Origin of the sequence: Sinorhizobium sp. 6-70, from assembly GCF_030124375.1 — a bacterium.
Lineage (GTDB): Bacteria > Pseudomonadota > Alphaproteobacteria > Rhizobiales > Rhizobiaceae > Sinorhizobium.
Genome location: NZ_JASKLS010000021.1, coordinates 24864 through 46732 on the forward strand (window position 1 = coordinate 24864; position 21869 = coordinate 46732).

At 63.5% G+C, this 21869-nt stretch carries 18 protein-coding genes; 7 read left to right on the forward strand and 11 right to left on the reverse strand.

The window, feature by feature from the left end; all coding sequences use genetic code 11:
• Window positions 1–42: 42 nt before the first annotated feature.
• Window positions 43–1299 carry a GGDEF domain-containing protein gene (locus QN222_RS27970; RefSeq protein WP_283963378.1) on the reverse strand — a complete coding sequence of 419 codons (1257 nt, stop codon included), beginning with the start codon at window positions 1297–1299 and terminating at the stop codon, window positions 43–45.
• Between the two features lie 194 nt (window positions 1300–1493).
• Here QN222_RS27970 and QN222_RS27975 point away from each other — a divergent pair, with 194 nt between their 5' ends.
• Both QN222_RS27975 and QN222_RS27980 read left to right on the forward strand, forming a co-directional pair.
• Window positions 1494–2159 (forward strand): phosphoribosyltransferase, encoded by a 666-nt coding sequence (locus QN222_RS27975; protein ID WP_283963377.1) that lies wholly within the window; start codon window positions 1494–1496, stop codon window positions 2157–2159.
• Window positions 2160–2337: 178 nt separating this feature from the next.
• Complete coding sequence (locus QN222_RS27980; protein WP_180938386.1) at window positions 2338–2799, forward strand: GNAT family N-acetyltransferase; 462 nt, start codon at window positions 2338–2340, stop codon at window positions 2797–2799.
• Between the two features lie 111 nt (window positions 2800–2910).
• On the opposite strand, the gene QN222_RS27985 is transcribed toward QN222_RS27980, so the two are convergent.
• The 3 genes from QN222_RS27985 to QN222_RS27995 all read right to left on the reverse strand — a co-directional run bounded on the left by QN222_RS27985 (window position 2911) and on the right by QN222_RS27995 (window position 6970).
• Window positions 2911–5481 (reverse strand): UvrD-helicase domain-containing protein, encoded by a 2571-nt coding sequence (locus QN222_RS27985; protein WP_283963376.1) that lies wholly within the window; start codon window positions 5479–5481, stop codon window positions 2911–2913.
• 203 nt (window positions 5482–5684) lie between these two features.
• A complete protein-coding gene (locus tag QN222_RS27990; RefSeq protein WP_283963375.1) occupies window positions 5685–6095 on the reverse strand; it encodes a carboxymuconolactone decarboxylase family protein in 411 nt (136 codons plus the stop codon).
• A 53-nt stretch (window positions 6096–6148) separates the two neighbouring features.
• Window positions 6149–6970 carry a cyclase family protein gene (locus tag QN222_RS27995; protein WP_283963374.1) on the reverse strand — a complete coding sequence of 274 codons (822 nt, stop codon included), beginning with the start codon at window positions 6968–6970 and terminating at the stop codon, window positions 6149–6151.
• 297 nt (window positions 6971–7267) lie between these two features.
• Between QN222_RS27995 and QN222_RS28000 the strand changes: the two genes are divergently transcribed.
• Both QN222_RS28000 and QN222_RS28005 read left to right on the forward strand, forming a co-directional pair.
• Entirely contained in the window at window positions 7268–8458 is a 1191-nt protein-coding gene (locus QN222_RS28000; RefSeq protein WP_283963373.1) for an efflux RND transporter periplasmic adaptor subunit, read from the forward strand.
• Window positions 8455–11598, forward strand: a complete 3144-nt coding sequence (locus QN222_RS28005; RefSeq protein ID WP_283963372.1) for an efflux RND transporter permease subunit — start codon at window positions 8455–8457, stop codon at window positions 11596–11598. The genes QN222_RS28000 and QN222_RS28005 overlap by 4 nt, the downstream gene beginning before the upstream one ends.
• A gap of 117 nt (window positions 11599–11715) precedes the next feature.
• Here QN222_RS28005 and arsC read toward each other — a convergent pair whose 3' ends face one another.
• From arsC to QN222_RS28030, 5 genes are all read right to left on the reverse strand, one after another.
• A complete protein-coding gene (gene arsC, locus QN222_RS28010; RefSeq protein WP_283963371.1) occupies window positions 11716–12144 on the reverse strand; it encodes an arsenate reductase (glutaredoxin) in 429 nt (142 codons plus the stop codon).
• On the reverse strand, window positions 12141–12842 hold the full coding sequence (locus QN222_RS28015) for an MIP/aquaporin family protein (RefSeq protein ID WP_283963370.1): 702 nt from the start codon (window positions 12840–12842) through the stop codon (window positions 12141–12143). Before QN222_RS28015 ends, arsC begins: the two co-directional genes overlap by 4 nt.
• 5 nt (window positions 12843–12847) lie before the next feature.
• Window positions 12848–13360, reverse strand: a complete 513-nt coding sequence (locus QN222_RS28020) for an arsenate reductase ArsC (protein ID WP_283963369.1) — start codon at window positions 13358–13360, stop codon at window positions 12848–12850.
• An 11-nt stretch (window positions 13361–13371) separates the two neighbouring features.
• Window positions 13372–13704, reverse strand: a complete 333-nt coding sequence (locus tag QN222_RS28025; protein WP_283963368.1) for a helix-turn-helix transcriptional regulator — start codon at window positions 13702–13704, stop codon at window positions 13372–13374.
• 62 nt (window positions 13705–13766) lie between these two features.
• Window positions 13767–14201 carry a DUF1772 domain-containing protein gene (locus QN222_RS28030; RefSeq protein WP_283963367.1) on the reverse strand — a complete coding sequence of 145 codons (435 nt, stop codon included), beginning with the start codon at window positions 14199–14201 and terminating at the stop codon, window positions 13767–13769.
• A 582-nt stretch (window positions 14202–14783) separates the two neighbouring features.
• On the opposite strand from QN222_RS28030, the gene QN222_RS28035 reads away from it, so the two are divergent.
• The 3 genes from QN222_RS28035 (at window position 14784) to QN222_RS28045 (ending at window position 21196) form a co-directional block, all read left to right on the forward strand.
• Complete coding sequence (locus QN222_RS28035; protein WP_283963366.1) at window positions 14784–16190, forward strand: FAD-binding oxidoreductase; 1407 nt, start codon at window positions 14784–14786, stop codon at window positions 16188–16190.
• A 68-nt stretch (window positions 16191–16258) separates the two neighbouring features.
• Window positions 16259–20008, forward strand: coding sequence for an AsmA-like C-terminal region-containing protein (locus QN222_RS28040; RefSeq protein WP_283963365.1), 3750 nt, complete (start codon window positions 16259–16261; stop codon window positions 20006–20008).
• Window positions 20009–20317: 309 nt separating this feature from the next.
• Window positions 20318–21196, forward strand: a complete 879-nt coding sequence (locus QN222_RS28045; RefSeq protein ID WP_283963364.1) for a GGDEF domain-containing protein — start codon at window positions 20318–20320, stop codon at window positions 21194–21196.
• Window positions 21197–21296: 100 nt separating this feature from the next.
• Here the strand turns inward: QN222_RS28045 and QN222_RS28050 are convergent, their stop codons facing one another.
• Both QN222_RS28050 and QN222_RS28055 read right to left on the reverse strand, forming a co-directional pair.
• Entirely contained in the window at window positions 21297–21536 is a 240-nt protein-coding gene (locus QN222_RS28050; RefSeq protein ID WP_283963363.1) for a ribbon-helix-helix domain-containing protein, read from the reverse strand.
• 103 nt (window positions 21537–21639) lie between these two features.
• The gene (locus tag QN222_RS28055; RefSeq protein WP_283963362.1) at window positions 21640–21867 is read right to left on the reverse strand and encodes a DUF4169 family protein; all 228 of its coding nucleotides are present in this window, start codon (window positions 21865–21867) and stop codon (window positions 21640–21642) included.
• Window positions 21868–21869: the final 2 nt, after the last annotated feature.

Sequence of the window (21869 nt, forward strand, 5' to 3'; positions counted from 1 at the left end):
TGGTCTGCCAAGGCATTCGGCGCTCAGCTAAGGGCATGAATGTCAAGGCCGATGCCGGCGCGTCGCGCGACGCGGAGCAGCCTTCTCCGGATCCGGACTATCGTACTGGCGCAACTGCGCCGCTGCCGCCGCGAGTGCGCGGGCGCTCGAGTCGATCTGGCGCTGTCTGGCGATCGTACAGCGGTCGCGGCCGTCCGCCTTGGAATCGTAGAGCGCCAGATCGGCGCGGATCATCACGTCGGTAATCGCGTCGCCCGGCACTGCGGCGGCGATGCCGATGCTGACAGTCAGCCGGATGCGTTGATGGACGCGGCTGACGGGTGTTTCGCGCACTGTTCGGCAGATTGCCTCGGCGAGCGCAGTCGCCTGCTCTTCGGTGTGGTCCGGCAGGATCAGGCCGAATTCCTCGCCGCCGATCCGGCCAAAAGCACCACGGCCGTCGAGGAAGGCGGACACGGTCTCGGCGAAATGCTTGAGCGCAATATCGCCGCAGGCGTGGCCGTAATGGTCATTGATCTGCTTGAAATAGTCGAGATCGAGAAGCAGGAAGGCAAGCGGCCGGTTACGGGCGAGGCAGTTGGCGAAAACCCGTTCTCCGGCCTCGATCAGCGCCGCGCGCGACAAGGCGCCGGTCAGTCCGTCGCGGGCAATCGTTGTCCTGAGACCGGCGATGATGCGGCCCTGGACGGTGAATATCACGGCGACGAACAGGAGCGGCAGAAAGGCAACCCGCATTGCCGCGACTGCGAACTCGAAGGCGACAGCCGTGTGGGAAGCGGAAGCCCCCGTCTTCTGATGGAGGGGGCTGAGCGCATAAACCAGCGCAGCGCAGCCCATGGCGGCCGAAATGACGATGACCGCCTGGCACGCTTGTCGCGCCTTCGGCCAGCGATCAAGTGCGGCGAGGCCGGCGACGAGAAGAAGGGCGGAGGCAAGACCGACCGCAATCAGCAGTTGGGGGCCGAGGCTGCCGTCATCGTTCAACGAGACGACCAGGCCGACAATGCCGGCGGTTAGCGCCAGTGCCGGTAACAGGAAAGCGGGAGCGGATAGCGCGAGGAGACCGCGGAACCCCAGAAGGATGAAGAGGGATGCGGATATCAGCGCGGCGTGGCCCAGCATAACGGGAAAAAAGGCAGAGACTATATCCGCAACCATCACCGAGGCGATTGCGACCACCGAAAGCGCGCAGCCGAGGCAAAAAAACTGCACGCCGGCCACTGCCGTCTGCCGCAGCGACAATAGGACCGGCAGCATCATCAAAAGCGCCAACAGCGATATGGCAGGGAGAAAGCTCATTTCGAAACGGCCTGTCATGCTAAAATAGAAAGGCGGCTTACGTTCCAGCCAATATGCGACATCAATTGGTACCTGTGGCGCATTAACGAAAGCCGGCAAAATTTGATGCAATTTTAGCGATTGGTCTGCCGCAATGCGGTTGTGCATATCGGCGCGAGAGTGCCGCCGCGGCGAGGCCGGCGGGAGCGGATGCGATGCCCGGTGAAAGAATTCCTTTTGCAGATAGGGTCGATGCGGGCCGAAAGCTCGCTCGCGCGATCGAGCGCGAAGCTTTCGCCGATCCCGTGGTGATGGCGCTGCCGCGCGGTGGCGTGCCCGTGGCGTTCGAAGTCGCCGCCCATCTCGGCGCGCCGCTCGAACTCCTGATCGTCCGCAAGATCGGTGCGCCCGGGCATGCCGAATTCGGCCTCGGCGCACTCGTCGACGGCGAAGAGCCGCAGCTTGTGCTGAACGACGAAGCGATGCGTCTCGTGCATCCGACCGAGATTTATGTGCAGGCGGAGACCGAACGCCAGCGGCTCGAACTTACGCGCCGCCGGGCGCTTTACGTCGGCGACCGACCGCGCGTTTCGCCGAAGGGGCGCAACGTCATCGTCGTCGATGACGGCATTGCCACCGGCGGGACGGCCAAAGCGGCGATCCAGGCACTGCGGCAGGAAGGTGCAGCGGCCCTGATGCTCGCCGTTCCGGTTGCGCCGCCGAGCGCCGTTACCAGCCTCAGCCGGGAGGTCGATCGGATGGTTTGCCTCGCGAGCCCCAACCCGTTCCATGCGGTCAGCATTTATTACAACGATTTCGACCAGACCACCGATGCGGAGGTCGTTGCGCTCCTGAAGGAGGCGAGAGGCGATGGCCGGTGAGCAATCAGCGACCGCGACGACATTCCGCTTTCGTGCGGCATTGAATTTTCGAACGTCTGCCGCATGTCTTTGGGCGATTGTCGCGCGATGAGTTGGCGTGCCACAGCCGCATGGACCGGATCGATGTCAGGGTTTATCCTCTCGCGCTCTTCAAGGTCTTTACTGGTGGGTTCCAAAAATGACCGAAGACCTCTCGATCCGGCCTGTCGTGCGCAATGACTACGAGCGATGGCTACCGCTCTGGGAAGGCTACAATGCATTCTACGGCCGTGCGGGCGAGGCCGCGCTTACGCCGGACATCACGCTCATGACCTGGTCGCGCTTCTTCGATGCCTATGAGCCGATGTATGCGCTGGTTGCCGAAAGCAAGGGTCGGCTGATCGGACTCACGCATTACCTCTTCCATCGCAGCACCATCTCGATCCAGCCGAATTGCTACCTCCAGGATCTCTTCATCAACGAAGCCGCACGCGGCAAGGGCGTCGGCCAGGCGCTGATCAACGGCGTCTTCGAGGCAGCGCGCCGGGCGGGATCACCGCGCGTCTACTGGCTGACGCACGAGAGCAACGTCAAGGCGATGCGGCTCTACGACCAAGTGGCGGTGAAGTCCGGTTTCGTGATGTATAAGATGGTGATTTGAGTGCCGCGACGAATTGGCGGTGTCGACGCGGCGCGACTTCATTCCTCGACGAGCACAGGAAAGAGCCCCTGCGGTGACTGAGCAAGGCGTGGCGGCCAATGTTCGGCCTGATCACACCCGCTCCACAAACCCGTCCAGCACGCGCTTCTGCCCGGCGCGATCGAAATCGATCGTCAGCTTGTTGCCCTCGATCGCGGCGATGTTGCCGTTGCCGAACTTGAGGTGGAAGACGCGGTCGCCGATGTTGAAGCGGGACGGTTCCGAGGTCGTCGACTTGGCGACCAGTTCGCCCTCGATCATGCGGGTGCGCGGGCCGGACTCGCCGTAGCCGATGCGCTCGACGGCGTGGCCGGAGCGCGTGCCCCAATTGTCGCGCGTCGCCTCCGAGCGATGCTGCTGGGCGCGCTTCCAGCCGGGGGTCTGGTAGGAGTTCTCGAAGGGATCGGCCTTGTCGAAACGCGACTGGCCATAGCCGCCGCGACCGTAGCCGCCATAGGAGACGTCCTGCTCGGCCACTTCCACATGGTCGATCGGCAGTTCGTCCAGGAAGCGTGAGGGCATCGTGGATTGCCAGAGGCCGTGGATGCGGCGGTTCGAGACGAACCAGATGTGGCAGCGGCGCTTGGCGCGGGTGATGCCGACATAGGCGAGGCGGCGTTCTTCCTCGAGGCCGGCGCGGCCGCCCTCGTCGAGTGCGCGCTGGTGGGGGAAGAGGCCTTCCTCCCAGCCCGGCAGGAACACCGTGTCGAATTCCAGGCCCTTGGCCGAATGCAGCGTCATGATCGAGACGGCATCCATGTCCTCGTTCTGCTCGGCGTCCATGACGAGCGCGACATGCTCCAGAAAGCCGCGCAACGATTCGAAGGCCTCCATCGAGCGGATGAGTTCCTTCAGGTTTTCGAGCCGCCCCGGGGCTTCCGCCGATTTGTCGGCCTGCCACATGGCAGTGTAGCCGCTTTCGTCGAGGATCTGCTCGGCAAGTTCGGTGTGCGGCGTCGTTTCGAGCAGCGTCTGCCAGCGGCGAAAATCGGTAACGACGTCGAAGAGAGCCTTGCGCGCCTTCGGCTTCAACTCGTCCGTCTCGATGATGTCGCTTGCGGCGGCGAACATGGGGATGTCGCGGGCGCGGGCATAGTCGTGGAGCGTGCGCACGGTGGTGTCGCCCAGGCCGCGCTTCGGCGTGTTGACGATGCGCTCGAAGGCGAGGTCGTCGGCCGGCTGGCAGACAAGGCGGAAATAGGCCATGGCGTCGCGGATTTCGAGCCGCTCGTAGAAGCGCGGGCCGCCGATGACGCGATAGTTGAGGCCGAGGGTGACGAAGCGGTCTTCGAATTCACGCATCTGGAACGAGGCACGCACCAGGATCGCGATGTCGTTCAGATTATGCTTCTGCCGCTGGAGCTGCTCGATCTCCTCTCCGATGGCGCGGGCTTCCTCCTCCGAATCCCAGGCGGCGTGCACATGCACCTTCTCGTCGTCGGGATTGGTGCGTTCGGTGAAGAGCGTCTTGCCGAGGCGGCCTTCGTTGTGGGCGATCAAATGCGCGGCTGCGCCGAGGATATGCTCGGTCGAGCGGTAATTGCGTTCGAGCTTGATGACCTTCGCGCCGGGGAAATCCTTCTCGAAGCGCAGGATGTTGTCCACTTCCGCGCCGCGCCAGCCGTAGATCGACTGATCGTCGTCGCCGACGCAGCAAATATTGATTTGTTGTGTGGGTTTCTTCGCGCTCACGCTGTCGCCGCTTGCGCGGCTGCGCTCCGCGGGGGCGGACGAAACGTCGTCCGGCCAGCCTTGGCTGGCTAGGGCTTCGCCCGGGGCGCTTGCAGTGGGTCGCTTTGCTTGCGGCCGCTGCGCCAAAAGCCTCAGCCACATATATTGCGCGGTGTTGGTGTCCTGGTACTCGTCGACGAGGATATAGCGGAACTTGTCGTGATATTCCCGGAGCACGTCCGGATTGGCTCGGAACATCCGGATCGGATGCAGGAGCAGGTCGCCGAAATCGCAGGCGTTGAGCGTCAGTAGCCGGTTCTGGTAGGCGGCGTAAAGCTCGCGACCCTTGCCGTTGGCGAAGGCGCGGGCATCACCCTCCGGAATCTGCGAGGGGTCGAGGCCCTTGTTCTTCCAGGTGTCGATCATGCCGGCGAATTGCTTTGCCGGCCAGCGCTTGTCGTCGAGCCCTTCGGCCTGGATCAGCTGCTTGATCAGCCGCACGACATCATCTGTGTCGAGAATGGTGAAATTGGACCTCAAGCCCACGAGCTCCGCGTGGCGGCGGAGCAGCTTGACGCCGATCGAGTGGAAGGTGCCGAGCCAGGGCATGCCTTCGACCGCATGGCCGACGAGCACGCCGATGCGCTCCTTCATCTCGCGCGCAGCCTTGTTGGTGAAGGTGACGGCGAGGATCTGCGAGGGGAAGGCGCGGCCGGTCGAAAGGATATGGGCGATGCGGGTCGTCAGGACGCGGGTCTTGCCGGTGCCGGCACCGGCGAGCACGAGCACCGGTCCTTCGAGCGTTTCGACGGCTTCCGTCTGCTCGGGATTGAGGCCGGAGAGGTAATCCGGGCGCTTGGCCTTGTCGCGGGCGGCCATGGCGCGCGCGGCGATACCGCCGGCGGCGGGCGCAGGTTTGCGCGGCGCCGGCTCCTCGTCGAAGAAGGGAATGTCGTCAAAACCTTTGCTCATGCGGCCCAATGTAGTGATTCGGGACCGAAAGGCCAGAAAGGATGTTCTTCTTTTATTCCGGATTCTTCAAGCGCGAAGACAAGCCTGTGGAAAGACGACAGCGCCGTGCGTCTGTTTTCAGATGCACAAAGGTCGCTGTAGTACTTTGAATTGCTGCATGTTTTTGTCCCTATGGGGACACATGCAGTGGTATTTCGAAGTCATCAATTTTCGCCCGGCGCGTCGAAAGCCGGATCGACCGGGACCTGCAGCGCAGTGGCCAGTTGATTGGTCTTGGCCGCCAGCGAGATGACACGCAGAAGGTCGGCATGCTCCGCCGCCGTCATGCCCTTGGCCTTGGCCGATGCCGTGTGGGAATGAATGCAGTAACCGCAGCCGTTGGTGACGGAAACGGCGATATAGAGCATTTCCTTCACCAAGGGGTCGAGGGCGGAGGGCGTCGCCATGACCGCCTTCACCTCCGCCCAGGTCCGCTCCAGAAGGTCAGCGTCGAAGGCGAGCCAGAGCCACATGTTGTTGACGAAGTCCGATTTCCGTGTGGCACGGATGTCGTCGAAAACCGCTTTGACGCGCGGGTCGGCTTCCGGATCGGGCGGCGGGACGACAGTGCTCATGCTTTCTCCTTGGACTCACATTGATTCTGCGCGGAATTTACGCGGTCGGTTGTTCAGACAAGCGCGAAGACGCGGGCCGGGCCGCCGGTGCCGCCGCGGTGCTTCGGTGCGCCGAGCACCAGGGTCGCGCCCTTGGCGGGCAGCTTGTCGAGATTGGCCGCGGCCTCCAGCCCCCAGCGGCCCTGCGGCAGCCAGGCATAATGGGTGGCGAAATCCGGCGAGGCGCCGAAGTCGAGCGAAAGCGTGTCGACGGCGATGCCGGCGGCCTGCGTTTCTTCGAGCAGGAACTTGGCGGCCTCGACGTGGAAACCCGGGAAATGGAGCTTGCCCTCGGCGTCGGCGTTGCGGAACTTGTCGGTGCCGAGATGCCCGGCCCAGCCGGAAAGCATGGCAACACAGGCGCTTTCCGGAATGTCGCCATTGGCGCCGATCCACGCCTTGATGTCGTCCGGCGTTATCTGCGCGTCGGCGTTGCCCGTCGCCTTCTCGCGGATATCGACGACGCAGAGCGGCACCACCAGCTTCTCGACCGGCAGTTCTGCGACCGACAGGCCGTCGGCGGAGAAATGCAGCGGCGCATCGACATGCGTACCTGTGTGTTCGCTCACCCGAAGTTCGAACAGGTTGAACTTTTCCTTGGCGTAGCTGAACTTCTGCTCACGGAAGAACTGCTGTTGGCCGAAGTAGGTCGGAAACTCCTGGTAGAGTTCGTGGGTGAGGTCGGTCACGCTGGTATGGCCGGCGGCGAGCGCCGGCGGCGCTATTCCCATGCCAGCGGCGGCAATACCTGCCGTACCGACCGCGGCCGCACGGAAAAAGCCGCGTCGCGACAGCATTCGCTGCTTTACCGATTCCATGATGCAGGCGTCGCACATCGTCCTTCTCCCCAACATGCGTTGAACATCGAAACCGATCGGAAGTGGTGTCCGAGGCAGGCAGAATAGCCCAGCGGTTGAGGCTGTAAACACCGGTTGTCCAGTAAAATGCTGTGCAATCGGCGCACCGCGATGGGCGCCATCATGCCGCCAACAATTTCGCTTTTATTACAATTGCGTAATGATGGCATTCCGAGATTGCCCGACGGCAGGCAAATAATGATACTCGGGGCAAATCGGAACGCTCCGCCGGCACGGGGGCCGCGCTGGGGCGTGCTTTTTCATTTGGAGATGTGAATGCGGCTTTGGAAGCAACTGGCGGTCAGCGTCGTTGTGCTCGTGGTGGGGGCAGCTGCCTGGGTGCGTTTTGCGCCCGGCGCCGGTGAAACGCTGGCGGCGATCGGCGTTTCGCATCCGCTGATCGATAAACTGTCGAAGTCGCAGGGCAGCGAAGGTGAAGGCGGGCGGCGCAACGGACGCGGGCAGGGTGGCCAGGGCGGCTTCGGCGATGCGACGCTGGTCGTCGTCAGGCCGTCGGCGAGCGCGATCGTCAACGACAGGCTCAATGCCATCGGCAATGGCGAAGCGATCCATTCCGTCACGGTGACGCCGACCGCGACAGGCAACCTCACCGAAATCCTGGTGAAGTCCGGTGACAGGATCGCCGAGGGCCAGGTCATCGCGCGGTTGGACAGCGACGACCAGAAGGTTGCAGCAGAACAAGCGCGGCTGACACGCGACAGTGCTGCGGAAAAGCTCCAGCGCTATCGCAATCTCAGCAGCGCACGAGCGGTGACGGCGGTGGAGGTTCGCGATACGGAAATCGCGCTGCAGGCGGCGGAGCTGGCGCTGAGGACGGCAGAACTCGATCTCAAGCGCCGCGATATCGTCGCGCCGTCGAAGGGTGTCGTCGGTATCATCACCGTTAACGTCGGCGACTATGTCACGACCTCGACGCCGATCGCGGTGGTGGACGATCGTTCGCAAATTCTTGTCGATTTCTGGGTTCCGGAACGCTTCGCCAGCAAGATTTTCGTCGACCAGCCGGTGACGGCGAATGCGATCGCGCAGCCCGGGCGACAGCTCGAAGGCGTCATCCATGCGATCGACAACCGTCTCGATCAGGCGAGCCGGACGCTCCGCGTCCGTGCAAGGCTTGAAAATCCCGACGACATGCTGCGGGCGGGCATGTCCTTCTCGGTTACCATGGCCTTCGACGGCGACCGTTTTCCGACGGTCGACCCGCTGGCGATCCAGTGGAGTTCGGATGGATCCTATATCTGGCGCGTCAAGGACGACCGCAGTGAACGGGTGCCGGTCAAGATCATCCAGCGCAACCCGGACAAGGTGCTTGTCGACGCCGCCGTTGCGGAGGGCGACCGTATCGTGACCGAGGGCGTGCAGCGTCTGCGCGATGGCGGTGCGGTGCGCGTTGCCGGCGAAAAGCGCCGCGAGCCAGAGCAGAAGGTCGCGGGAGAGGCGCAATGAACATCGGGTTCGGCGGCCATCACGGCAAGGGCGGAGGCCAAGGCGGAAAGACCGGCTTTACCGCTCTTTTCATCCGTCGGCCGATCTTCGCGCTGGTGATCAACACGCTGATCGTCGTTGCCGGCCTCGCCGCCTGGAACGGCATCGAAATGCGCGAACTGCCGCAGGTCGACCAGCCGGTCGTCTCCGTGACGACCTGGTTCGAAGGCGCTTCGCCGGAAACGATCGACCGTGAGGTGACTTCGGTCGTCGAAGGCGCCGTGTCGCGCGTCCAGGGCCTCAAAAGCATTTCGTCGAGCTCTTCCTTCGGGCGCAGCCGCGTGACGCTCGAATTCTCCGACACGACCGATATCGGCCAGGCGGCGAATGACATCCGCGATGCGCTCGGCCGCGTTGCCGGGCAGTTGCCGGACGATGCCGACGAGCCGATCATCGTCAAGGCGGATGCGGACAGCCAGCCGATCATACGGCTGGCGCTGACCTCCGACACGATGACCATGGAAGACATGACGCTACTGGTCGAAAACGAGATCAGCGACCGGCTTGCGGCGGTCGAGGGCGTCGCCGATGTGACGGTCTACGGCGACCAGGAGAAGATCTTCCGCATCGATCTGGACCAGGCGAAGCTCGCCGGCCGTGGGGTCACGGTGGCCAATCTTCGCGAAGCGCTCTCCAACGCATCCTATGACGTGCCGGCGGGCTCGCTGACCAGTGCCAGCCAGGACATTACCGTTCGGGCGACGGCGGACCTCCAGACGCCCGAGCAGTTCGAAAACCTCATCATCGGGGACAATGTGCGGCTGCGGGACGTCGCGACCGTAACGCTCGGCCCGGACACGGGCACGTCGGCGCTGCGCTCCAATGGTCGGCAGGGCATCGGCCTCGGCATCGTCCGCCAGGCCCAGTCGAATACGGTCGATATCTCCGAGGGTATTCACAAGGTGGTGGACACGATCGCCTCGGAGATCCTGCCGGAGGGAACGGAACTCAAGATCACCAGCGACGATGCCGTATTCATCAACGGCGCGATCCACGAAGTGGAGATCGCGCTCCTTGTCGCCGTATTCATCGTCACCTTTGTCATCTATCTTTTCCTGCTCGACTGGCGGGCGACGCTGATCCCGGCAATCTCGATGCCGATCGCGTTGATCGGCACGCTCGCGGCGATCTATCTCGCCGGTTTCTCGATCAACATCCTGACGCTGCTTGCGATCGTGCTTGCAACCGGTCTCGTCGTCGACGATGCGATCGTGGTGCTCGAAAACATCGTGCGCCGCCGCGCGGAGGGCCTCGGGCCCCGCGCGGCTGCAGTGCATGGCACGCTCGAGGTCTTCTTCGCGGTGCTGGCGACGACGGCCACGCTTGCCGCGGTGTTCGTGCCGCTCTCCTTCCTGCCGGGGCAGACAGGCGGGCTCTTCCGCGAGTTCGGTTTCGTGCTCGCTTTCTCGATCCTGCTCTCGTCCTTCGTGTCGCTCACGCTCTGCCCGATGCTCGCCTCGCGTCTGCTGACGACCGATGCGCATGCCCATCAGGGCGTGATGAGTCGGCTCGGGGCGCGGGCCGCGGCGTTCTATCGGGTGACGCTTCGCGCCTGCCTCAATGCGCCGCTCATCGTCTTCGTCGTCGCTGCCTTCTTCACCGCGGCGGGGGCCGCCGGCTTCCTGACGCTCAAGTCCGAACTGACCCCGAACGAGGACCGTTCGCAAGTCATGCTCAGGATCAACGCGCCGCAGGGCGTCTCGCTCGAATATACGCAGGCGCAGATGCGTCGCATCGAGGAGGGCCTTGAGCCGCTGGTCAAATCGGGCGAGATCAGCAACGTCTTTTCAATCTCGGGACAGGGCGGCACGGCCAATAGCGGCTTCATGGTGCTGACGCTTGCCCCGTGGGAAGTGCGGGAGCGCACGCAACAGCAGATCGTCGCAGACATCAACAAGGTGACCGCGACCATCCCGTCCGTCCGCTCCTTCGCCATCCAGTCCAACAGTCTTGGCATTCGCGGTGCCGGTAGTGGCCTTCAGGTGGCGCTGGTCGGCAACGATTACACAAAGCTCGGCGACGCGGCGGCCAAGCTCGTCCGCGCGATCGAGGACAGCGGCCGTTTCGAGAACGTGCGGCTCAACTATGAGGCCAACCAGGCGCAACTCTCGATCACCATCGACCGTGAGCGCGCGTCCGACCTCGGTGTCGACATCAGCGGGCTGTCCTGGGCGCTCCAGGCGATGCTCGACGGCAGCAGCGTCGTCGATATCTTCGTCGAGGGCGATGCCTATCCCGTCAAGCTGCTTTCCTCTACCACTCCGCTCAACGACCCGACGGACCTGCAGAACATCTTCGTCAAGGCACGTGACGGCCGGATCGTGCCGATGTCGACCATTGCGACGATCGAGGAAAAGGCCGTGGCGCCGCAGCTCGGGCGCGAGTCGCAACTTCGCGCAGTTTCGCTTTCGGCCGGCCTGAAGTCGGACCTCGCGCTCGGCGAGGCGCTGTCGATGGTGGAGGAAATGGCGGAACCGCTGTTGCCGCCCGGGTCGCGGGTGATGCCGCTTGCGGAAGCGGCGACGCTCAACGAAAACGCCAACGGCCTTTTCATCACCTTCGGCTTCGCGATCATCATCATCTTCCTGGTGCTGGCAGCACAGTTCGAGAGCTTCGTGAGCGGTTTGATCATCATGTCGACCGTGCCGCTCGGGCTTGCCTGTGCCGTCTTCGCGATGATCATCACGGGCAATACGCTGAACATCTACAGCCAGATCGGGCTGGTCATGCTGGTCGGCATCATGGCGAAGAACGGCATCCTGATCGTCGAGTTCGCCAATCAGTTGCGTGATCGCGGTCAGGATGTCCGCGGCGCCATCGAGAACGCTGCCAATATCCGCCTGAGACCCGTGTTGATGACGATGATCGCGACGGTCGTTGGCGCTGTCCCGTTGGTTCTGGCGAGCGGAGCGGGGGCCGAGGCGCGCATCGCACTCGGCTGGGTGCTGGTCGGCGGGTTGGGCCTCGCGGTGATCGTGACGCTCTACCTCACGCCGGTCGCCTATCTCGTCATCGCGCGCTTCACCAAGCCGCATGCCGACGAGGAGCGCAAGCTGCACGAGGAGATGGACGCGGCTTCAGCGATGGTCGAAATACGATAGGACAGGTCGCACCGCTACAGCGCCGTGCGTCCTTCCGGACGCACAAAGGACGCTTTAGCACTTTGATTCTAGAGCATCTTATCCGCTTTCAGCGATTCCACTTGAAAGCAGGATGCTCTAGCGGATGCGCTTACCTTCGCTGTCGAGCACCTTCTCGCCATCCTCCTTGCTGAATGGCCCCTTGTGCGTGTCGGGCAGGATATCGAGCACGAGCTCGGACGGGCGCGAAAGCCTCGTCCCGAGCGGCGTTACGACGAACGGCCGGTTGATCAGGATCGGGTGGTCGAGCATGGCGTCGAGCAACTGGTCGTCGGTCAGCGCCGGATCGTCGAGGCCGAGTTCGGCATAGGGCGTGCCTTTGTCACGGATGGCTTCGCGCACGGTCAGGCCCGCGTCGGCGATCATGCGGACGAGCTCGTCGCGCGATGGCGGCGTCTTCAAATATTCGATGACGGTCGGCTCGATCCCGGCATTGCGGATCATTGCCAGCGTATTGCGGGAGGTGCCGCAGGCGGGGTTGTGATAGATCTTGACGTCCATGGTCATTCAGCACCTTTCAGCTCGTTGAGCGCGTGAACCGCAACCTTCTCCTCCGCCAGCATCCAGCCGGCAAGCGCCATCGCCAGCAATGCACCGAAAATCTCGGCGATGATGAAGCCGGGCAGATCGACCGGGCGGATGCCCGCAAAGGTATTCGACAGGGCGCGCGCGATCGCGACCGCCGGATTGGCGAAGGAGGTCGAGGCGGTGAACCAATAGGCGGCGGTGATGTAGAGTCCGACCAGCCAGGCGATCGCATCCGGCCGGAAGCGGAGTCCGGCGAGAATGGTGAAAACGAGGCCGCAGGCGGCGACTGCTTCCGCGATCCACTGGCCCGTGCCGGTGCGTGCCGTCGCTGAAATCTGGATGAGCGGAAGCTCGAACTTGGCGTGCGCGACAAGCGAGCCGGCGATGCCGCCGGCGATCTGCGCGACGACATAGGAGACCGCCGTATTTGCCTCGATCTCGCGCCGGAGCGCGAAGACCATCGTCACAGCCGGATTGAAATGCGCACCGGAGAGCGGCCCAAGGACCGTGATCAGCACGACGAGGATCGCTCCCGTCGGGAGCGTGTTGCCGAGCAGCGAAAGCGCGACGTCGTCCGTAAGCTTGTCCGCCATAATGCCGGAGCCGACAACGGTGGCGACGAGTATAGCGGTCCCAAGCGCTTCGGCCGCGAGACGGCGGCGGAGATCGAATGTCATCGCTATCAGCCCCCGTTCGGCCTGTCGCGGCCGATCTCGTCGAGGCGCTGCTGGAGGGCGAGCTTGTCGAGCGTGGGCATCGGCAGGCTGATGAAGGCCAATATCCGATTATTCATCATCCGATAGGCTTCGGAAAAGGCAAAGTGTTTTTCGGGTTCGCTGCCTTTGGCTACGGCTGGGTCCGGCACGCCCCAATGCGCCGATAGCGGCTGCCCCGGCCAGACGGGGCAGGCCTCGTTGGCGGCATCGTCACAGACGGTGAAGACGAAATCCATCTTCGGCGCGTCAGGGCCGGCGAACTCGTCCCAACTCTTGGAGCGCGCGAAAGACGTATCGTAGTCGAGGCTCTGCAGAAGCTCCAGGGCGAGAGGATGAACCTTCCCCTTGGGCTGCGATCCGGCCGAGAACGTCTTGAACTTGCCTTGGCCAAGTCGATTGAGGATCGCCTCGGCCATGATCGAGCGTGCGGAATTGGCTGTGCAAAGAAAGAGAACGTTGAATGGCCTATGATCGTTCACGATTAACCTCCTCAACAATTGCAGGTCACGGCCCGGATGACCGGGCGGCAAAGCTCGGGATTGCCGTTGCAGCAGTCTTCCATGAGATAAGCGAGCAGGTCGCAGAACCCGGTCATATCGGCCACGTAACGTACGACGCGCCCGTCGCGTTCGGCGTGCACGAGGCCGGCGTGGTCGAGCACTTTCAGGTGCGCCGATGTCGTGTTTTGGATGGTGCCCAGCCGCGTGGCGATCTCGCCGGCCGGCACGCCATCCGGTCCGGCGTGCACCAGAAGGCGGAAGACTTCGAGGCGGGTATCCTGGCCAAGGGCCGCAAGGGCGGCAAGGGCTGTCTTCTTTTCCATATATCCATAGATCCAGATTTATTGATCTCAATAGGCGCTGTTCGTGACAGTGTGATGACAGGCTAGAATCCGCGCAGTGCGGCGAGCAGGTAAATCGCCGCCGCAATCGCGCCGAGCGCGCTTCGGCCGGCATGGAGCTTGCCCCAGCGCATGAGCAGCGCGCGGGTCTCATCGTTCGCCTCCTCGGGGCGGGTCGCCTCCAGGCGGCGGTTGACGGGCATGACGACGAGCAGGGTATAGGGCCAGTTCAGGATGATGACCGCTGCCCCGAGGCCCCAGAGCGGATTGCCGGTCTGCCACCATGCCGCGGCGCCGAGGAGTCCGGAAACAACGGCGAGGGAAGCCTGCATCTCGAAGCCACGCCGGTAGGCCGGGCCCCACTCGGCAAGCGCCGAGCGGTCATCGAGGCCGAGCCGTGCCGGTTGCTCGGCCACGTTGATATAGATGGCGGCGCCGAAGAAGACGGATGCCGTTAGCAGGGCAAGCAATCCAAACATTCGACCTTCTCCTCCTGCATGTTTCCTTAAATCGGAGCGGGTTTAAGGAAAGAGACATGCAGCAATTCAAAGTGCTACAGCGTCCTTTGCGCGTCTCACAAGACGCGCGGCGCTGTAGGGCGCAGGCGTGGACAGCGGTAGATGTTAATCATAGCACTGCTTGCCGCCAAGCGAGGAGCACGGCTGCCGACCGATAGAAGAGGTCGTCGCCCACGGGGCACTTGTGACAAGCCGGTACCACCAACTGTGATTTTGTGCGTTGCGAAGCTTCGAACCTGCGTGAACTTCTGGACAAATTGATTCCGATTTGCACAGTAGCGCCTTGAAATAGCAGCGCTTCCGATCTGGCCTCGGATGTGTCGTCGCCACGTGGCATCACGGAAAGACGAGTGTGCGCTTTACCTGGAGGTCATGGCAACCTCTGTCCATGAGCTTGCGCGCCGGCCAGGGTGGAGGCAGTCGCCGCGTAATTCCTTAATTCGGTGTCGAATTGGGAATAAAATCGGGCGGCAATGCAGAATGTTACAGTGACCCTTGCGCGACTGGCCGGGACGCGAGGTGCTGCAGGGAAGGGGCGTTTTCGTGGCGTTGAAGGCAATCAAAGCGGGAACGAGAAACGACAGCGGTATCGCTGCGGCGAAGGAACGCCTAGCCGCACGATTCGGCGAGCGCTTCCAGACCGGTGAGACGGTCCGTGCCCAGCACACCCACACGACGACCTATATTCCGGCGCAATTGCCGGACGCCGTGGTCTTTCCCGAGAATGGCGCCGAAGTGCGCGAGATCGTCGAGATCGCCAGTGCGCACCGCGTGCCGCTGATCCCCTTCGGCACGGGATCTTCGCTGGAGGGGCACGTCAACGCGCCGAACGGCGGCATATCGGTCGATATGATGCGCATGAACCGCGTTCTTGCCGTTAATGCCGAGGATCTCGATTGCACGGTCGAGCCCGGCGTCACCCGCGAGGACCTGAACGCCTATCTGCGCGATACCGGTCTTTTCTTCCCGATCGATCCTGGGGCGAACGCCTCGATCGGCGGCATGGCCTCGACACGCGCCTCCGGCACCAACGCGGTGCGCTACGGCACGATGAAGGAAAACGTGCTGGCGGTGACGGCGGTCGTAGCCGGCGGTCGCGAGATTTTGACCGGCCACCGGGCGCGCAAGTCCTCGGCCGGCTACGACCTGACGCGGCTCTTCGTCGGCGCGGAAGGTACGCTCGGCATCGTCACGTCGATCACGCTCCGCCTGCAAGGAATACCGGAGGTGATCTCCGGCGGCGTCTGCCCGTTCCCCACCATTGCCGACGCCTGCAACGCGGTGATCCTGACGATCCAGTCGGGCATTCCGGTGGCGCGCATCGAGCTGCTCGACGCGCTGCAGATGAAGGCGTGTAACGCCTATTCGAACCTCGGCTATGCGGAGACGCCGACGCTTTTCGTCGAGTTTCATGGCAGCGCCGAGAGCGTCGAGCTACAATCGCGCCAGTTCGCCGAAATAGCGTCGGAATTGGGGTCTACTGGTTTTATCTGGACGACCAATCCGGAAGAGCGCTCGCGACTCTGGAAGGCGCGGCACAACGCCTATTGGGCACAGAAGGGGCTGGTGCCCGGTGCTGCGATCCTTTCGACGGATGTTTGCGTGCCGATCTCGCGGCTTGCCGATTGCGTCGCGGCAACGCATGAGGATAGCGCGGCACACGGGCTGGTCGCCCCGATCGTCGGCCATGCGGGCGACGGCAACTTTCACGTCGGGCTGCTTTTCGACGACAAGGATCCAGCCGATGTTGCGCGGGCGGAAGCCTTCGTGGAGCGGCTGAACGCACGGGCTCTGTCGATGGACGGCACCTGTACGGGAGAACATGGAATCGGGCAGGGCAAGATGCCGTTTCTCGAGGCGGAGCTCGGCGACGCGCTCGATCTGATGCGGCAGATCAAGCGCGCGCTCGATCCGGACAATATTTTCAACCCAGGCAAGATTTTTGCCTGACACTGTGGGGATCAGCGGCTCAAGGATGCGAGTAGGGGCGCGAATGAGACAGACGGGAATGTGACACGGTGCTGGCGCGAATTCTGGTTACCATCGGCGGGCTCATTGTCGTCGCCCTTTTTGCGGCGTTGATCGCACCATTGTTCATCGACTGGACCAGCTTCCGCAACGATTTCGAGCGCGAGGCAAGCCGCATCATGGGCAAGCCGGTCGTGGTTCATGGCAGTGTCGATGCCCGCATCCTTCCGTTCCCGACGGTGACCCTCAACGACGTGCGCGTCGGTCCCACCGACGGCGAACAGCCGATCGTCCAGATCGCGCAATTCTCGATGAGCGCCGAGCTTGCGCCGTTCTTGAGCGGCGAGGCGCTGATCTTCGACATGCGGCTCGATCGACCGAAGGCGAGGATTCGCCTCCTGCCGGATGGTACGCTGGACTGGGCGCGTGGGACCCGCGCATCGATCCCGGCAAGCACGGTCGTTCTCGAAAAGGTCGAGATCGTTGACGGTGAGATCGAGTTCGTCGACGAGCAGACGGGACGGACCCGCCGCGTCAGCGATCTCTCTGCCGATCTGTCGGCGCGCTCCCTTGCCGGCCCGTGGAAGGTCGAGGGCCGCGCGGCGCTCGATGGCGAAGCCGGCAGCTTCGCCCTCTCCAGTAACGAGGTGAACGAAGAAGGCGCGCTGAGCCTCAGGGCGCGGCTGACGCCGGACAAGCGGCCGTTCGGTGTCGAGCTCGACGGCGATCTCAAGGTCGTCGACTTCAGACCGGTCTATGCCGGCCGTTTCACGCTGACCGAGAACCGGCCGGCGGACGAGGCCAAGCAAAGTGGCGCCCTGCGTATCAACGGCGATTTCCAGCTCACCAACGAGAGCATCCGTGTCCCGGAATACCGCTTCGAGGCTGGCCCGCCGGACGATCCCTACGTCGTCACCGGCGAGGCGACGCTCGACACCGGCAAGGACCAGAAATTCCTGCTGATCGCCGATGGGCAGCAGATCGACGTCAGCCGCATCGGCAATTCCGGCCGCAGTGGCAAGACTGGCCGCGACCCCGCCATTTCGCTGCGCCAGCGGATCGAGGCGATGCTGGCGATCGCCGCCGACATCCCTATCCCGCAGGTGCCGGGCCGCGCCAGCCTGAAGCTGCCGGCCATCGTGATCGGCGATACGACTGTTCGGGACGTGCGGCTCGACGTCAGGCCGGATGGCGCCGGCTGGATCGTCGAGAATGCCGTGGCGCTGCTGCCCGGCCGGACGCAAATGGAGGCCAGCGGACGACTGAACCTCAAGGAACAGCGCGCCTTTCGCGGCGACATCCTGGTCGCCTCCAACCAGCCTTCAGGACTGGCGAACTGGCTGGCCGGGTCCGTGGACCCGGCGATCCGCAAGCTGAAGACGGCCGGCTTTGCCGCGACCGTCAACCTGACGGACACGCTGCAGCAGTTCGAGGGCCTTGAGGTGGCGGCAGGCCCCGCGACGCTTCGGGGCCGGATCGAACGCCAGTCCTTCGCGGAGCAGCAGCCGAGCCTGTCGCTGCAGCTCAAAGGCAACCGTATCGACCTGGAGGCGCTGCAGGCGCTGGCCGGTCTCATCGCCGGCGATGCTTCGAACGGAACTCTGCTGCAGCATGCGATCGCCGCCGATCTCTCCGCCGAGGCATTTTCCGCCTTCGGTGAGGAAGCGCGTGACGTGCAGGCGGTGCTGACGCTCAAGAACGGGCAGTTGCAGGCCGAGCGGGTGGCGATCGGTTCGCTATCCGGCGCCCAGCTTGCCTTTTCCGGCCGCATGAGCGGCGGCCTCGACCAGCCGGTGCTTTCGGCGAAGATGAAGCTCGCCGCCAAGGATCTCACGCCCTTCCTCGAAATGGTCGGTCGACACGCGATCGCCCATCCGGCGTTGCAACAGCTCATCAAGGCCGGCCCCTATTATTCCGATGCCGCTTTGGACGTGACGTTGACGGCCGGCAGCAACGAGGGCAGTGCGCCGGTTACCTTCGGTGTGATCGGCACTGCCAACGGCAGCAAGATCGCCGCAAGCTACCAGGCGCCCGATGTCGCGCAAGCGCTTACCGGCAAGGGAATGCTGCTGGAGGCGACACTCGAAAATCCGCAGTCGGTCGTCCTCGTCGGACAGGCGGGCTTCGATCCGCTGCCGTTCGATGCGGACGCCAATAGTATCCTGTCGGTCAAGCTGCAGAGTACGGAGGGGTCCAAGGCGAACGGCACGCTGACCTTCACCACCGAGAAAACGTCGCTGGCGGCCAAGGGCGACTTCGACCTCGCCCGTGACCACTATCTCGAAGGGCAGGCAAAGCTGACGCTGCAGACGGAAGATCTGGAGCCATTCCTGCTCCTCCAGGGAATCGGATTGCCGCAGATGGGCAGCGGGCTACCCGTGACGCTGTCGACCGACATCACGACCGATGCGGAAAGGGTTGCCCTCTCGGCGGTCGAAGGCAAGGTCGACCAGAATGTCTTTTCCGGCGCGCTGGCGATCGACCGCAAGACCGCCGGCAAGGCCGTCGGCGAGCTTGCGCTGGACACGCTCGACCTAGGCTGGCTCGGCGAGGGCATCCTCGGGCAATTCGAGGACGCGTCGATCGGCGGATTGTCGATGGCACCCGTCGCGCAGCCAGCCTGGACCGGGCTCGACGTCGCGTTGAATGTCACGGCGAAGCGCTTCTGGCCCGGTATCTACGGTCCGGTTACCGGCTTTGCCGGGAAGCTCGAATGGAAGGGCGACGAGCTGGCCCTGAGCGACGCCGCCGGCGAATGGCTCGGCGGCAAGCTCGAGGGGCGGGTGCAAGTCGGCAACGCCAATGGCTCGGGCTTCCTGCGCTCGCGCTTCGACCTCAAGGGCGCGGATCTTGCCGCCGCCGGATGGGCGCGCGAAAGCGGTGCGGTGGCAACGGGTCGGTTCGATCTGGCCGTTGCTATGGAAGCTTCGGGCGCGACCCCCCGGGCGATGGCCCATTCGGCGAGCGGATCGGGGACGGCGACGTTCAACGGTGTCACGCTCAACGGCATCAACACGGCGGCGCTGGCGCCGCTGATGGGCGCCGCCGATGCCATGAAGACCGAGATTTCGCCCGACGCGATCCGCAAGGCGGCGGAACAAGTGCTCTTTACCGGTCAATCGGTCGTCGGTGCCATCAAGGTGCCTTTCAGCGTCGCCGGCGGCACGGTCAGGGCGCAGAATGTCACGGCGGGCGACGGCAACGCCGCGTTCACCGGCGAAGCGGCATTCGACCTTGCAGAACAACGCATGAATGGCGTGATCGACCTGGCGTTCCGGCCGGGCGAAGAGGCGCTCGCCGGCGCCGAGCCGCGCGTGCGCTTCGGCTTTGATGGGCCACTGAACGCGCCTGATGTTTCGATGGACGTCACCGACCTGTCGAATTTCCTGTCGCTCAGGGCCTTCGAGCGCGAACGGCGGCGCGTGGAAACGCTGCAATCGAATGTGCTAGAAAAGCAGCGGCTTCGCCGCGAAGTGGCGCTTTACAAGGCACGCGCGGCCGAACGCGAGGTTGCGCGCCTGAGGGCGATCGCCGAGGAGCGCCACCGCCAGGCCGCGGCCGCGGAGGCGGCGCGGATGAAGGCCGAGGCGGAGGCGCGCGCAGCGGCCGAACGGCGCGCGGCCGAGGAACTGCGCCTGCGCCTGCGGCAACTCCCGCCGCGCAGCGCGCTGGAGCCGCCACCGTCCCCGCGAAACGTCCAGCGCGGCAACCAGCAGCCACCGTCGGGCGGCAACGCGGCCGGGGAAAACGCCGGCCCGCCGCTGAACTTCGACATGCTGCCAGACATCACGGTGCAATAAGCGGGATGAGGAAAAGTGCGAAGCGGTTTTCCGCCCGCATCCCGCGTCAAGCAGGCAAGTTGGGATGAGGAAAAGCGCGAAGCGGTTTTCCGCCCGCATCCCGCGTCAAACAGGCAAATCGGGATGAGGAAAAGTGCGAAGCGGTTTTCCGCCCGCATCCCGCGTCAAACAGGCAAGTTGAGATGAGAGTGCGAAGCGGCTTTCTTCTTCCCGGCGGCGAAACCGTTAAAACCCTAGAATTTTAGTGGTCCATTTGAAGTCGTATTAGCATCCCCTCAGGCACAATGCGCCTATAATTGGGGTTGCGAGATGAAATCGCTTGAGCCGCGGCTTGATCGCCGCGCAGTCATCTGGATCGTGAACTGTACCCTTGGTGGCACCGTCGGCTGCACGGTGATCGCGATGCTCATCACGTATTATTGCACGGCCCGCTTCGGCACGGAGGTCATGACCACCACGCTCAGCCTCGCGCTCTATATCCCCGTGCTTCTTGCCGTGCCGCTTTTTGCCATCATCGGGGTCAAGATGCAGCAGCTGGCGCTGGCGAACCGGCTCCTCGTCCAGGCGAGCCGCTATGACGGGTTGACGGGCTGTCTGAACAGGGGCGCCTTCACGGCCGATGTCATCGATTTCTTCGCGAAACAGGACCTCACTCTCTTTCCGCCCACATCGGCGCTGTTGATCCTCGATGCCGATCATTTCAAGAAGATCAATGATTGCCATGGGCACCTTGCCGGAGATGCGGCGCTCGTCGGGATTGCGGCGGTACTGCGCAATGCGGTGGGCGAGACCGGTCTGGTTGGCCGGCTCGGTGGTGAAGAGTTCGGCGCTTTCGTGCGTTCAACCGATGTGGCTGCGATCGGTGAATTGGCGGAGCGCATCCGCCTCGGCGTCGCCGAGGACAGGGTGCCGGAAGGCGACTGTGCGTATGCGGTCACCGTCAGCATCGGGATTGCCCTCTTCACTTATCCGGCCGTCTACGAGGACATTTTCAGGAGTGCCGACGACCAGCTTTATCTCGCCAAGGGGGCAGGGCGGAACTGCGTCCGCATGATGGAGCACTCGCCAATGTCGGACGGGATACGCGCCATGGCGGAGCAATTGCGTCGCGGTTTTCCGGAGCTTGATGCACGCGGCTGGCAGGACGCTGATTTCCGAGGCCCGGTTCACGACAAGCTCATGGGGTAACTCAAGCGCTACTGTCACCATTGCGGGCCTGGGAGGTACGGTGCACCGCATGTTTCCTTAGATCCGATTTAAGGACAAAAACATGCAGCAGATCAAAGTGCTACAGCGACCTTTGTGCGTCTGTCGCGCTGGCGTGTGATTTTACCCAGGCGAGAACGTAAACACGGAGCGCAGAGGAGAGATTGCCGTCGGGGTTGCGCCCGTCATCGACTTCGGCGATCAGTCGGGCAAGCGGCATGCCGCGGCTTTGCGCGATCGATCTCAGTTCCTGCCAGAACGGTTCTTCGAGGGTAATACTCGTTCGGTGGCCGTGCAGAGTGGCGGAATGCTTGACGATCATCATCGCTCACAAACCGATTCAAGGCGTTGGCATTCCGATTCCGGAAGCTGGCTCAAGTCTTTGCGGCAGAATCGTTTTTCGGGATTGCGGACGGTACGGCTTGTCACGCCTTCTCCCCGTCCGGGGTACCGTCCGCGGGATGCGTCGTGGCCGGTGTCTCCAGCCGACCCTGGTCGAGCGCCTTCGATGCTTTCTCGTTCAGGGCGCTGGTCAGCGTCCTTTCCGCCTTGGTGCGTCCGAAAGCGATACGGTTCTGCTCGGCCCGCTTCTCTTTTTCTGTGCGGGCCTGCTTTTTGCGGAACTGGCGCAGGTTGACGATGTCGCCGGCCATCG